This window comes from Acidobacteriota bacterium (genome assembly GCA_026393755.1).
Lineage (GTDB): Bacteria > Acidobacteriota > Vicinamibacteria > Vicinamibacterales > JAKQTR01 > JBAXOX01.
In genome coordinates this window covers 15,172-28,621 of the sequence record JAPKZO010000015.1, presented here as the reverse complement: position 1 = coordinate 28,621, position 13,450 = coordinate 15,172, and the positions used below count along the sequence as shown (strand labels likewise).

Below are 13,450 nucleotides of genomic sequence, written 5' to 3'. Positions count from 1 at the left end.
TCACGCTCGCCGGCAAAACACGCCTACCGGGGCTCGTGACCGGTCTGACGTTTGCGCTATTCGCGCAGCCTGTCCTTGGCCCTATCGGCGCATTTTGCGTGCCTGACGCTGTCGGCTCGGTTCGAGGGGCCGCTTCGGGAACCACGCTCCCGGCTAATCCCCCTCTCCGAATCCCGAGTCAGGGCACAATCCGAAACGGCGCGAGCATGTGGAGTGTCTGTGTGCCCTGCTCCGTCGTGATCCGGATCACGTAATCGCCGACCGCGAGCGGCGCCAGGGTCAATTCAGCGCGCACCCAGCGTACGCCGTCCTTCTCGACGACCGTGGCGCCGACGGGCAGCGCCATCGTCTTGCCGTTGCGATCGACCAGTTCGCCGCTCACCTTGTTGGGCGCCAGCGACGCGGACAGCTGGATGATGATGCGCTCGGTTCGCCGGAAACGCCGGTCTGTCGTGGCGTTCTCCGGCGCGATCGCAGCGGTGCCCCGCCGGAAGTAGATCGGCTGTCCGAGCATCAGCGCATCCGATCGGGCTGGCGATGCCACGTCGAATCGGGCCGTCTCCGTCATCGGCAGGCCTCCCGTCGCCGGCGTCACGCGCACCCGCACCGCGTAGCTGCCGGGGTCGAGCCACACGTCTTCGAGGGTCCGGGGGAAGCGCGTGAGGAATCGGCCCGACCCGGCGGGAATCGGCACCGTGTAGCGGATCACCGTCGAGCCGTCCTTGGCCGTGATGGCCACGTCCGCGTCGCCGCCCTGGCTCCAGTTGTCGCCGGTGTTTGCGCGAGTGTCGATCTCTCCCATGATCCACAGTGCGGGTTCGGCACCCGCGGGCTTGGCCTTCGAGGGATCGCCGGCTGGAGTCCACCAACCCGGGCTCACCGTTACGCGCAGCGGCACGTCGCGGGCCGAGCCTTCGAGCGTCGCGATCGTCTTCCTGATGGCTGCGGTGGCTTCGTCGACCGCCGGTGCGGCGGCTGAGGTGGTCCGTGCCGTGGCTTCTTCTGCGGTTGGCGCTTTGTATCCCCGTCTGGCGCGCACTTCGACGCCGGGCCGCTTGACGCGCACCTTGATCGCGCGGTACTTGCCGTCGGCCTTCGAGTTGGTCGATGAATAGCCCAGGAGATAGTAGGACGACAGGTCGGAGACGACTCGTTTGAGCCCGCCTTCGATGTCGTTGGAGTTGATCACCGCCACGCCGTCGGTGTTTTCGGCGACCGTCAACAGCGTGTCGTGCCGATTCCGGAGCATCATGAAGTCGTCGATAATCGAGGGCGGAGGATTGGGACCCATGTCGCTGTCGAACACCGGCAGGCCGCGCGGCTCGATCGGGTAGAAACTCGCGTTCGCACGATTGGCCTCGTCCATGACGTCGCGAAAGCGCCGTTCATCATCAAGGCCGGAGAGCATCACGCGGTCCTGGTCGCAGAGCGTCCGGACCGCGCCGACGGAACTGCCGCGATCGATCATGCCAAGGCGCCCGTCCGGGCCGACGCCCATCGTTGGCGGGCGGGTGCCGGCCGCCATCATGCTCGGGTCCGGACGAAACAGCTGCCATCCCTCGCTGACCAGCAGAATCGCCTTGCGCTCCTCCCGGATCCCGTGAAGATGCCGGACCAGATCCACCAGCGCATCCAGCGTGTTCTTTTCGCGGCGCCGCTCGATCATCTCCTGCGCCACCGAGGACGTGGCCCCCTCCCCCGCCTGCGGCGGGTAGCAGTTCATGTACTGCTGTTCGGTCTGGTCGTTGGTGAACCCCTCCTGCCCCCGCTGGCCCCACCAGCGGAAGCTGGCGAGCGCCTGGGCGATCTGGTCCGTCCGCCGCGTAAACATGATGTCGGAGGCCGCCATTTCGGGCGACATCACGGCAATCAGGTCCTGGTCGCCAACGACGCGATTCAGCAGGTTCATGAGCGGCCGCGTCACATTGTGGGAGGCGGTCATGTGGACGTGGTAGGTGTCGAGGAACAGCACGAACACCCGGGCGCGGGGGTCGGCTGCCATCTGGTTCGCCTCTCGGACATTCCGCGGCTCGACTCGCGTCGCCGGCACGCCGCTGTTCTGGATCTTGATGTGCTCAAACGCCTCCACCTTCTGCGGCGTGTTGTCCTCGAGCACCTCGAAGTCGTCGGCGGTCAGGTCCTCGACCGGCACACCGTTCCGGGTCGCGAACACGTCCACGCGCACGGCGTTCGCGCCGGTGCGAAACACGGGGCGTTGGGGCGCCTGGGCCTCGGGTGGCGGCTGACTCTTGGGGGGCGGTTGCGTTTCGGGCCGTTGCTGGTCTGCGGGCGACCCCACCGACTGGCGCGCGCCTTGCTGATCTGGCTGGCTGATTGCGCGCTCGCCAGCCCGCGATGCGACGGCCAGTCCGGCGCCGAGGCCGATGACGGCCACGGCAACCGACAACCGCGTGACGCCGCCGAGTAGCCGAAGCCGCGACGAGCGATCAATGGTCATAACGCACTCCGAAGCAGGGCGCTATCAGCATCATAAGAGAAAAGGCCCGACCCGGGGATGCCGGATCGGGCCTGGGAGATCAAAGGCGACGGCGAGAGGACTTTACGACACCCTGGCGCGAGCCGCCGGCTTGGCAGACGCCTTGACCGCTTTCGCCTTCTCGATACCCCGGGCGCGGGCCGCGATGCACTTGTTGAGGGCGGAGTCGAGACGGCTCTCGATCACGGGTTGCCCTTCCTGCATGACCTCTGAGACTTCCGTGATGATCAGGAATCGGGCGCGATCGAGCATGCGCTTTTCGCGGAACGAGAGGCTCTTCGACTTGCTGAGCAACGAAAGACTCTTGAGCACGTCGGCCACATCGTAGATGGACCCCGTGCGCATCTTCTCGGAGTTGTCCTTGAAGCGGCCTTTCCAGTTCTGCTGGGCGTCGATCTTTCCATCGCCGAGCAGCTTGAACAACCGGTCGACTTCACCATCGTCGATTGCGCGACGCAGCCCGACGCCGTCCACGTTTGTCAGCGGGACGAGCACCGTCGTGGCGTTGGCGGCAATCCGGAGATGGTAGAAACCGCAGGTTGTGCCCAGGATGGTCTTCTCTTCGATCCGTTCGACAATACCAAGGCCGTGATTCGGGTAGATGACCTTATCGCCGATCTGGAATGTCACTGAGTTCCCTCACTTCTTAGGAGTTACTGGGGAGGTGCCGGGGGTTCTGAGATACCCGCAACAGAGCCATTATACGCCGGTTTTCGCGCGCAGACAACCAAAAACAGGGCAAATCCGTCGATGTTTCGCCTTGTGTTCGCCATTGCAGGAGTCTGGCGGAGGCAATTCATCGCGGCGGGATTGCCGGCTCGCCCTGGGCTGGATCGAGGCAATCAATTGACAATACAGGTGTTATCCACTTTGTTGGAATGGCGTCAGGCGCCGGCTCTTCGAACGTGCGAGAAGTCCAGTTCTGGGCAGACCGCTCAACCACTGCCCAATTTCTGGACAGTCGATTCACCGGGAACGATCTGTCGTCGGACTGGCCCGCGGCAGCCGCGTGAGGGCAGGAATTGCGTTCACGCTGTCCCTCCCTCATGGCACTTTCTGCCTCCGGCGAATCGCTCTCTCTTCACGAGCCCCGGTACTCCTGCTGTTGTCGTGACTTGCGAGGTCGCTGCGCTGACTGGAACGGCATCCGGTATGCAGCAGGCGACGATGTACAATGCGACCCATGCCGAGGGTTCCACCGTTCGACCGACCTGCGACGTATGAGGATCTGGTCAACCTGCCTGACATTCAGGTGGGCGAGATTGTGGACGGCGAGCTCCACGCGTCGCCGAGGCCGGCGCCGGTTCATGCGCTTGCGGAGACTGCCATTGGCGATACGCTGAGGCTGCCTTACCACCGCGGGCGTGGCGGCCCGGGCGGTTGGTTGATCCTCATGGAACCTGAATTGCACCTTCGCTCCGACGTCTTGGTGCCAGACTGGGCGGGGTGGCGGCGAAGCCGGATGCCCGCGGTACCGGCGACTGCGTACTTCCCGCTCGCTCCCGACTGGGTGTGCGAGGTGCTGTCGCCGTCTACCGCATCGCTCGATCGAGAGAAGAAGCTTCGCATTTACGGTCGTGAGGGCGTCGGCCACGCATGGCTAGTCGATCCGATCGCGAGGACGCTCGAAGTGCTGCAACTGAGCGGCGGCCGCTGGACGATGCTGGCCACACACGTCGGTGACGCCGTGGTTCGCGCTGAGCCCTTCATCGAAGTCGAGCTCGAGCTGGCGTCGCTGTGGGCGGAGACGGAGCCGGCAACGACGGTCGAGTCGGCTGGGCGCACTACCTGAGCGGGCCTCCCTGGCGGTTTGACCAATTGAATATTCAATGTTTAATTTGACAGGGCCGCATCTGCCGCATAGACTTTCCCCATGAAGCGCAGGGCTCTCACCCCGAAATTGCGCATCCTGGCATCTTCATTCCCCGCGGTCTATGTCGGCGGGCCACGTCAGTCCGGCAAGACCACCCTCGCACGAGCGGCGTTTCCCTCCCACGCGTACGTCTCGCTCGAAGATCCTGACGAGCGCGAGTTCGCGAGGACCGATCCTCGGGGGTTCCTGGCGCGATTCCCAGCCGGCGCCGTGCTCGATGAGGTCCAGCGGGCGCCGACGCTCTTCTCGTACTTGCAGGGCATCATCGACGAGAACCGAAGGCCCGGTCGGTTCATCCTGACCGGATCACAGCAGTTCCTGCTGATGCGCAGCGTCAGCCAGACATTGGCCGGCCGGATTGCCATCGTCACACTTCCGCCCTTCAGCCTGGCGGAACTGCGCGAAGTGTCTCAGTTGAACGCAATCCACTTCGATCAGGTGAAGCCTAATCGCACAACGCCGCGGTTCAACCTGGACTGGATTCTGCGTCAGGGTCTCTACCCGGCGGTGCACGAGACGGGAAGTGACGCCGTCGATTGGATGGCGTCGTACTATCGCACCTATGTGGAACGCGATGTGCGTGAATTGCTGGCCGTTGGCGACATCGAGCTGTTCGGCCGATTCGTCCGGCTTTGCGCCGGCCGGTCCGGGCAACTGCTGAATCTCTCGTCTCTCGGATCGGACGCCGGTGTCGCCCAACCGACGGCGCGCCGATGGTTGTCGGTGCTTGTCGCAAGCGGCCTTGTGCATCTGCTGCAACCACACCATGCCAATTTCTCGAAGCGCCTGATCAAGAGTCCGAAGCTGTATTTCCTGGATTCAGGATTCCTGTGTTACCTGCTTCGGATCACACGCGACGCTGATGTGGCGACGCATCCGCTTCGCGGAGCCATCTTCGAAACGTTTGTCGTCTCGGAACTCGTCAAGGTGTTTGCCGCCATCGGACGGGAGCCGCCGCTGTTCTTCTGGCGCGACCAGACCGGGCACGAGGTCGATCTGGTGATCGACCTTGGTGGCCGCCTGATTCCGGTGGAGATCAAGTCGGGCACGACGATTGCGCGCGACTTCTTCGCCGGATTGGGGTATTGGTTGGATCTGTCGCGCAGCAGCCGGAAGCGCGGCGTTCTCGTCTACGGCGGTGGCGAAGAGCCCCATCTCCGCGATGGTCACGTCGTGCGGCCCTGGTTTGCCTGTTCGTAGTTGGACGCCGCATCGTGGGCCGGGACCTGCGTGCTATACTTTTTGTCTTCGTCTGCGACTCCATCCCTGACGTGCCGGAGTGGCGAAACTGGCAGACGCGCGGGACTCAAAATCCCGTTCTCAGCAATGAGAGTGTGGGTTCAATTCCCTCCTCCGGCACCAACTCCTTTATTATCAATATCTTACAGAGACGACAACTACTCGTTCTGTGTTTGTACAGAGTTTTGTAGTTGTCTTTTGTAGTATCACTGTCGCTTCCGCCGCCCACGCTTCCTCGCCGCTTCCGTCGCCTGTCCGTCCGTCATTCGCCTAATCGCATCAAGCGAAAGGGACGTTTTGTAGTTCTTCTTGATTCGTGCCTGGCATTCACGAAGCGGGACCGCTTCGCTCCGCCACTCCCTCAACTTCCGCACCACTATCCGCTTTGAGTCGTCGTCAACGAGTTTGCCGTCAACAACCGTCTTGTCCCACGGAATCTTTCCCCCGAGATAGCGCCCCTGATCCTTCGCCACTCTCTTGGTATCTCTTGTGCGTTCTCCGATGCGTTCCCTCTCCCACTCCGCCACGGACGCCATAATGCCGATCAGGAGTGCCGCAATCCCGTTGCCTGTCACGTCCGCGCCGTCAGGAAGATCGCAGATGGACGTTGACACACCCAGCGTCTTCAACTCCGCCAGAGTGTTGTGACAGTCCCGAGCCGAGCGGAATGCCCGATCCAACTTCGCAAAGCAGAGATGATCGCCCTTCCTCAACTTCGCAAGGAGAGCCGCCCCCTGTGGACGCTTTGGGAATGCCACGCTGCCGCTGACTTGTTCCCGCACGACGTTCACCGTCAACTGCCCCGAAGCCGTCGTGACGGACTGGAACCGCTTTCTCCACGCTTCCTGCCCCAACAAGTTGCCGAGAAATGAACGACACGTCGCCTCCTGTGCGTCCAGTCCGTCGTTCTGCTGAACCGTTGAAACTCTCGTGTAAAGGTAAATGTTCACGTCCGCCTCGCTTTCCGAAGCGGACTAAATGTCCGCTTGTTATGCCACAAGCATACACTATGAACGCTTGCGAACGCAAGCAGACATTTATTCCCCCAAACCCCACGCTTTTCCTGCCAGAAACGCCACAGAACTGCTGTCAGACCCCCGCCAAGACCGCCAGGAAGCGTCAGGAACGACGATCCCGCTGGATGACGGAGTGGGACCCCCTTGCGGGGAAGTAGGGGGAGAGCGGGGAAGGACGGGGAGCAGTAAGTCGTTGTAAATACAGGACTTACGGTTGCTCGCTAAGCGTGCGGTTGGAAACCACAGAAAACAAAGGACTTATAGTTTCTTTTTCGTTCCGAGCCGTTTTCTCATAGACGACTCCTACATACCTTTGTGGACAAAGCAAACGTGTGCTTGTCCGCTGCGTCAGGAGTTAGCCGAATGTGACCCTGATGTGCTTGCGTTGGATGTCCTTGACGTTAGGAGTGTGTCCAGCGAACGACGAACACGACGAAGGAAGCGACGATGAGGAACAGAGAACGCAGAGAACTACTGACGCAGGAATGGAAGAATTTTCTGTCCCACCCGAGTATTGAGCAGTCGTTGAACGTCCGACTTGAATTGACGTTGAAACAACGACGGAACAGTGACCTCGTGACCGAGCGTCCGAGAGCGGAAGACGTAAGCGTCCGAGTCCCAGAACGACGCATCGCACTCCGAGACGCACCGCTATTCGCTCCCTACTACTACCTCACCGAAGACGAAACCAGACGCATCGCTATCCGTGTGATGAATCGCTTGAACAAGGAACTGTTTGGAACCGCAGCACGCAGGAAGCACGCTCCGATTCGTCTGACCGCACTTGCCTGCCATCACGACAAGGGAACGAGACGACATCTTCACATTCTGCTCGCTTTGCCACCAGACGTGACGCTTCCGACGTTTCAAGTCGCACTCACCCACGCTTGTCACAGCGAGCCATTCATCTACCGCACTGCCCGACTTGAATACGTCCAGAACCTCGCTGCGTCCATTCGCTACAACGCCAACGACTTCAAGACGCTCACACAGAACGCCATTCTCTACATCCACACCCAAGCCGAGCAACCGCATCCCAAGAACGGAGAACCACAACAATGATCGTGAACCCGCAGCCAAATGGGAAACAGATCGAAGCACCGCTAATGACGGAAACCGTTTCCCTCCGCCTCACTCACCTTGAACGTGTCGCACTCGAACAACTTGCCGCCCGCGAAGAACGCACCGTCAGCAACTACGTCCGCAAGCACTTACGCAGTCACCTGGAACAGGAAAGATGAGAGCAACGATGAACAAGCAACTTACCGAAATCGAAATCCCGAAGAACGCCACCGAGCCGATCTTCCGCTTGCTGCTGGAAGATGTCGCCAAAGCCCTGAAAACCGCCAGAGCGATGAGCAAGAAGCGCCTGACGATCTTGATATCGCAAGGGGAGTAGTCGAAGCGATAGCAAGTCCTACTCCAATAGCGTGCCCTGCTTTCCAGCAGCCGACTTCGCTTTCGGAGCCTTCTTGAACGTCGCGTCAACCTGTCGCACTGGGGGACGCTTCACCGTCTTCCCGTTCAGCAAGTCCTCTATCGTCAACAACTGCCACATCGGATACGTGCCCCACTCGCAGATGTAGAACTCGCCCGTCGCCGCTTCCTTCCGCATTTCCTTGCTCGGGACTTCAAATGAGATGAGCACCCCGATGACCGCCTTTTCCCGTTGAACCACGCCCTTCAAGTCCCGCACGTCCGTCGCTTTCAAGTTCCCGCCCTTGACGGAGTAGATGATCTCCTGTGTGTTGCCAAGCCCGTCGTGAAAGATGCTCTTGCCGTCCACTCCCCGATCCGCACCCTTCTTCACGCCGCCAGCAGGACGAGCGCCAACGAGTCCAAGCGCCCAGTTCTGAAACTGGAACTTGTCTTCTTCCGCCAGTTGTCGTGCGTCGTCCAGCGTCGTCGGTTCACCAATGACCTCATACGTGCTTGCGACCTCGTCGCCGTATGAGTGTGCCAACCGAAACTTGATGAGCCCGATAGCGAGATGCGTAATGTCTATTCCGATCCACCGACGCTTCAACTGTTGAGCGACTGCCACCGTCGTGCCGCAGCCGCAGAACGGATCGAGCACCACGTCACCCTCGTTGCTGCTCGCATTGAGGATGCGTTCAAGGAGTGCCTCGGGTTTTTGCGTCGGATAGCCGAGCCGTTCCTGTGCTTGCGAGTTGATCGGGAAGATGTCCGTGATGACGTCTTGGACGGGAGCACCTCCCGACAGGAACCTCTTGAACCGAGGGAAACCACCTCCGTCCTCTGCCGCCTTCTTTGACCAGAGGATAGAACCGTGTTCATCCATCAGATCGAGTTTCTCCGTCGTCGTCATCCTCTGCGCCTGTTCCTGCCCAACAAGCGCCGCCACTGTCGCCGAGTTCGCCTTCCAGTGAACCCCTCTCGCTGTTGGATCGTAGCCACGCCACACCGCGCCCGAGTCGCCGTGCCGCACGCCTGGAGCCGTCAAGTTGTCGTCGCTATACGCTCGTCCTTTCTCGTCCAGTCGTCGGAAACGAGCAGCGTATTCGTTACTGTGAGGGAGCGACAACGAGTTCCAGCAGTAGTCATCAGAGCGAGAGTAGAACAATAGCGTGTCGTGGACGGGACCAAAACGCTTCGCACTGTTTTGGGAACTTGTCCGCTTCCAGATGATCTCGTTCTTGAAGTTCACCGCACCGAACACAGCATCCAACAGCACCTTCAAGTAGTGACTTGCCGTCGGATCGCAGTGGAGATACAGCGATCCCGTCTGCTTCAACACCCGCCGAAGTTCTACCAGACGGGGAGCCATCATTACGAGATACGCCATCAAGTCGTTCTCGTCGAGGAACGTGCGGAACGCCCGCAACACGTCGCTGACTCTGCCGCCCGTCTCCACCGTCGCTTGATAAAGTGCCGCCGCTTGTTCGTCCCAATGCCACGTATCCTCAAAAGCGTGAAGTTGAGCGGACGCCTGCTTGCCTGATCGCTCCTTGAACAGAACGTTGTAGTTCTGCTGACTGTTGAACGGGGGATCGAGATAGACGAGATCGACGCTCTCATCTGCGATGTAGCGTCGGAGAACGTCCAGGTTATCGCCGTAGAACAACTGGTTTTTCATCAGGATCGCCTTATCGTGCGTTGGATTTTACACCAGCGCCACCCGCTCCTGTGCGGGACTTCCGTGGTTGTCGCTTCGGTATCGCCGAGAGTGCGTCCTTGTTCATCTCTGCCGTCAGCCGCTTTGCGTAGAACTCGTCAATCATCACAACCGACGTGCCAGCGTTCCGAGCAATCACCTGGAGATTGAGATCGGGACTGTTGAGTATCCGAAAACTAATCGCCGTCGCACGGAGTGACTTGAAGTTGCGTTCAAACCCCGACTTCTGGTCCTGTCGCAATTTCGCCGCTTCCAGCAACTCACGGAACGCGTCCCTGTGATGTTCGGGGAAGATGAGTGCGTCTGTGTCCTTCGCCCTTTTCAGACGACGCTGATAGACCGACGCTGCCCCAACAAGAGCAACGACCGTTCTTGTGCCTCGCTTTCCGCTGACCTCACAGAGCAGGATGTTGTCATCGTCCTTGTTCTTCTCAATCCGACAGTCACGGAAGCGAAGCGACAGCACTTCCCCTACCCGACACATAGAGTGAACGAGAAACACCATCACGTCGTGAGTGTCCTGCCGCTGCTGCCGCAGTCGGGGATTGCGTTTCGCCGCACGTATCCGCTTGTCGGACGTCCGCAAGAGCAACCGCCACTCTATCGGAGTCAGCCAGGGACGGGGATTCTTCGCAATCTCGCCAACCTTCGGAATGATCGGGAGTGTTGGAAGTTGTCCGTCCTCCAACGCCCGTTTGAGAATCTGACGGACAAGCACCACATCCTTGTGGAGCGTGTGATTGGAGACGTTCTTGCGCCGCCGCCACACGTAGAAGTCACGGAACGTCTGTGTAGAAGCCTCCCGCACGAGAAGCGCCTTCCAGTAGTCCGCAATCGGTCCCCACTTCTGCTTTGCGTATTCCTGCTTCTTTGGGGACAGTCCCGTGCGATAGGTCGAGAACACCTCCGCCACGGTTGGGTCTGCGGTCAATCTCGCAATCGGATGTGCCATCCCGAACGACACCGACGAGCGGAGTATCCGTCGGTACCAATCCTCTGCGAGTTTGAACGCTGTTGGGAGATTCGTTGTCTTGGTGGACTTCTGAACAAGTTTGCCGTCCAGAAACGTTCGTGCCTGGTAGAAGCGTGAATTCGTCCGAAGGTCCACAACAAGACGAGGGAACTTCGGATGAAGGTGTTGTTCAATAATCTTCGTTTTCGGCACGGGATGCGTTCTCCGTCAGCAGCAGACGGAGAGATGATACAGGGAGGGAAACGGTTTTGTATATGTCTGCCGCGTATTTTGTAGTATTTACTGTAACATATTGTATATACAGCACTTACTAGAACACTCGTCGGACTCAAAATCCCGTGGGGTTCACCCCCCGTGTGGGTTCGATTCCCTCCTCCGGCACTTACTACTCAAGCACTTACAGCCACGCTCGGGACGGTCACGCCGTCCCCGTTTTCGTCGCTGTCCCCGTGATTGTCCCTGTCGCGTTCCGGGCCTCGTATAACTTGGCTCCAGCGTCGCGCAGATCACCCGGGCTCGTGATGTCGTAGCGATCGAACACCGATCGCGTCTTGTGCCCCGTGACTTTCATGGCGACGCGTTCCGGCACGCCCGCGCGTACGAGATTGCGAACGGCTGTCCGCCTCAGGTCGTGCGGGATGCGTCCCGGGCATCCCGCCGCCGTCGTCGCGGTTTCCCACGCGTGCCGGAAGTCGCGGATCTGCTTGCCGGCCCGATTGAACACCCACGGCACGATCTTGTGTTCCGACTTCGCGAACGCCTCGTGAGCCGTCCACAAGTCGTTGAACAGGTCGACCAGATCCGGCAGTCCCGAGTAGTCGAATACCCGGCCGTCGCCGTTCTTCGTCGTGCCGGACTCCAGACGGACGATCCCGGCGTGCCGGTCCACCTGTCCCCAGGTGAGCGGCAAGACTTCACTCTGAACGCGCCAGCCGGTGAGGTAGGCGAACGTCGCGATCGGTTGCACGTCGGCCGGCAACTTCGCCCGCATGGACTCGAAGGCCGGTCGCTCGAAGAACCCTTGCCGCGCGTTGTCTTCGCGCAGCATCGGGATATAGGGCCGGTGAAGCAACTTCCCGGCCTGGATCGCCAGCGAGAACATGCGCTTGAGCGCCGCCAGTTCCCGGTTGATGCTGGCGTTCGCCGCCGCTTCCTTCTGTCGCTTGTCGACGTAGGCCCGAACGTCCGTCGTCGTGATCCCGGTCATCCGCCGCCCGCCAAACGTGGGCTTCAAGTGCTGGTCGACGCGCCGGGTCACATGCTCAAGGGACTTCTTGCCGTTGACGCGGTAGTCGGTGATCAAGTCCTTCGCCGCGTCGTCGAACTTCAGTCGCCCAATCTTCGGTGTGACCGGGACGCCTTGTTCGATGGCACCTTCCCGCAGCCGAAGCAACCGCTTCGCGGCGCCTTCCTTCTTGCTGTGCGTGCTTTCCTCGTACCGCTTGCCGTCGCGGTAGTAGCGAATCCAATAGACGGCGCCACGTTGTCGGATCTGGCCCATGCGTCACCGTCCCTTCGCCGTGGTCCGCTTCGGCGTCGCCACCGGCGCCGCCTGGCCCGCGGCCCGATCGCGCTGCTCCCGGAAGGCCCGCAGTTCCTGCCACATCTCTTGCCAGTGCTGTTCGTAGAACTCCAGCGACTTGTTGGTCAGGCACGCCATCGACTCGAATAGGTCGGGGTCGATCTCGTCAAGGCAACCGCAGCGATTCGCCTTCACGGACTGCCCGGCCAAGCTGCAGAGCTCGCCTAGGACGAGCAAGGTGTGCCGAGCGTCGTCGATCGTGAATTCCTTGGTCGTGTTCATCGGGCACCTCCAGCCGCCGCGTCCGTGGCGCTCGGCGCGACGTCGTTATCGAAGGCGTCTTGCGCCTTCATGAGGAGGCAGGTCATCGCTTGGAACAGATCCGAACTCAGCGCGTGGTTCCTGTCCCCGGGGCCGACCGGCTCGACGATTTCCGAGGCCATTTCGCAGAGCCCGATCGCCACGGTCAGGCAGTGTCGAGCATCGTCGGCGTCGAATTCGATCGGCTCCGCGGCCGGCGTGGTACGTGTGGGTGTCTTCGTCTTCATCGTGACCTCCGGACTGGAGGCCGGCGGGTCCGCTGCTAGAATAGCAGGAGACCGGCCAGCCTGGTTACGCAGGGTGACGGTTTAGGGCCGCTTGCGGGCTGGTACCCGCTTGCGGTCCGCCTTGATGACGCCTTCACGCTCCAACCACTCGCGCAACGCGCGTCGGATGATTGATGCTTCAGAACTTTCCGGATCGCGTTCCTTCGCGCGCTTGAGCGCGTCGGCCAGTTCCAGATCGATCATGAAGGTGTAGTACTTCTTCGGCGTCATACCTGCCACCATTCTATACAGAGTCTACATAGTGTCAAGCGGAATCAGACGATCCCGTCAGCCGGGACAATTCCGCAATCAAGCCTTCCATGCGCCGGACCTTGGCGGCCCGGGCTTCCCGGTTGGCGGCTGCCCGACAGCGGTCGGTACAGAATCGCTTGTCGGCCCGCCCCGGTGGAAACGTGAGGCCACACTGGACGCAGCGGAGATAGCCCGCCAATGCCGCACGTTCGGCTTGTGGTGAGACTTCGGGCTGTGCCTGGCTCATGACCCGCTCCTGTTCCCTAGCTGCTATGGCTGGCCGTCCAGCTCCGCAAATAGATCCGGCGCGCGGTCCTTCCCGTCACCCGTGACCCGGGCGCAACTCGGCCGGCAG

General features: G+C 60.8%; 14 protein-coding genes and 1 tRNA gene. 6 read left to right on the top strand and 9 right to left on the bottom strand.

Going from position 1 to position 13,450, the window contains the following annotated elements:
• Positions 1-178: 178 nt before the first annotated feature.
• On the bottom strand, positions 179-2,458 hold the full coding sequence (locus NTV05_05255; GenBank protein ID MCX6543804.1) for a VWA domain-containing protein: 2,280 nt from the start codon (positions 2,456-2,458) through the stop codon (positions 179-181).
• Positions 2,459-2,560: 102 nt separating this feature from the next.
• The gene (locus NTV05_05250; protein ID MCX6543803.1) at positions 2,561-3,127 is read right to left on the bottom strand and encodes a CarD family transcriptional regulator; all 567 of its coding nucleotides are present in this window, start codon (positions 3,125-3,127) and stop codon (positions 2,561-2,563) included.
• A 553-nt stretch (positions 3,128-3,680) separates the two neighbouring features.
• Between NTV05_05250 and NTV05_05245 the strand changes: the two genes are divergently transcribed.
• The 3 genes from NTV05_05245 to NTV05_05235 all read left to right on the top strand — a co-directional run bounded on the left by NTV05_05245 (position 3,681) and on the right by NTV05_05235 (position 5,732).
• Complete coding sequence (locus NTV05_05245; protein ID MCX6543802.1) at positions 3,681-4,289, top strand: Uma2 family endonuclease; 609 nt, start codon at positions 3,681-3,683, stop codon at positions 4,287-4,289.
• Between the two features lie 81 nt (positions 4,290-4,370).
• The gene (locus NTV05_05240; protein MCX6543801.1) at positions 4,371-5,570 is read left to right on the top strand and encodes an ATP-binding protein; all 1,200 of its coding nucleotides are present in this window, start codon (positions 4,371-4,373) and stop codon (positions 5,568-5,570) included.
• A 73-nt stretch (positions 5,571-5,643) separates the two neighbouring features.
• A tRNA-Leu gene (locus NTV05_05235) sits at positions 5,644-5,732 on the top strand.
• 83 nt (positions 5,733-5,815) lie between these two features.
• Here NTV05_05235 and NTV05_05230 read toward each other — a convergent pair.
• Positions 5,816-6,559 carry a recombinase family protein gene (locus NTV05_05230; GenBank protein MCX6543800.1) on the bottom strand — a complete coding sequence of 248 codons (744 nt, stop codon included), beginning with the start codon at positions 6,557-6,559 and terminating at the stop codon, positions 5,816-5,818.
• Between the two features lie 786 nt (positions 6,560-7,345).
• Here NTV05_05230 and NTV05_05225 point away from each other — a divergent pair.
• From NTV05_05225 to NTV05_05215, 3 genes are read left to right on the top strand one after another with little or no spacing between them, the layout of a single operon-like run.
• Positions 7,346-7,687 (top strand): hypothetical protein, encoded by a 342-nt coding sequence (locus NTV05_05225; protein ID MCX6543799.1) that lies wholly within the window; start codon positions 7,346-7,348, stop codon positions 7,685-7,687.
• A complete protein-coding gene (locus NTV05_05220) occupies positions 7,684-7,866 on the top strand; it encodes a hypothetical protein (protein ID MCX6543798.1) in 183 nt (60 codons plus the stop codon). The genes NTV05_05225 and NTV05_05220 overlap by 4 nt, the downstream gene beginning before the upstream one ends.
• 8 nt (positions 7,867-7,874) lie before the next feature.
• Entirely contained in the window at positions 7,875-8,024 is a 150-nt protein-coding gene (locus tag NTV05_05215) for a hypothetical protein (protein ID MCX6543797.1), read from the top strand.
• An 18-nt stretch (positions 8,025-8,042) separates the two neighbouring features.
• Here NTV05_05215 and NTV05_05210 read toward each other — a convergent pair whose 3' ends face one another.
• The 6 genes from NTV05_05210 to NTV05_05185 all read right to left on the bottom strand — a co-directional run bounded on the left by NTV05_05210 (position 8,043) and on the right by NTV05_05185 (position 13,074).
• Complete coding sequence (locus tag NTV05_05210; GenBank protein ID MCX6543796.1) at positions 8,043-9,722, bottom strand: DNA methyltransferase; 1,680 nt, start codon at positions 9,720-9,722, stop codon at positions 8,043-8,045.
• A 10-nt stretch (positions 9,723-9,732) separates the two neighbouring features.
• The gene (locus NTV05_05205; GenBank protein MCX6543795.1) at positions 9,733-10,713 is read right to left on the bottom strand and encodes a hypothetical protein; all 981 of its coding nucleotides are present in this window, start codon (positions 10,711-10,713) and stop codon (positions 9,733-9,735) included.
• A 439-nt stretch (positions 10,714-11,152) separates the two neighbouring features.
• The gene (locus NTV05_05200; GenBank protein ID MCX6543794.1) at positions 11,153-12,235 is read right to left on the bottom strand and encodes a tyrosine-type recombinase/integrase; all 1,083 of its coding nucleotides are present in this window, start codon (positions 12,233-12,235) and stop codon (positions 11,153-11,155) included.
• A 3-nt stretch (positions 12,236-12,238) separates the two neighbouring features.
• The gene (locus NTV05_05195) at positions 12,239-12,538 is read right to left on the bottom strand and encodes a hypothetical protein (GenBank protein MCX6543793.1); all 300 of its coding nucleotides are present in this window, start codon (positions 12,536-12,538) and stop codon (positions 12,239-12,241) included.
• Complete coding sequence (locus tag NTV05_05190; protein MCX6543792.1) at positions 12,535-12,804, bottom strand: hypothetical protein; 270 nt, start codon at positions 12,802-12,804, stop codon at positions 12,535-12,537. The genes NTV05_05195 and NTV05_05190 overlap by 4 nt, the downstream gene beginning before the upstream one ends.
• An 81-nt stretch (positions 12,805-12,885) precedes the next feature.
• Entirely contained in the window at positions 12,886-13,074 is a 189-nt protein-coding gene (locus NTV05_05185; GenBank protein ID MCX6543791.1) for a hypothetical protein, read from the bottom strand.
• Positions 13,075-13,450 lie beyond the last annotated feature (376 nt).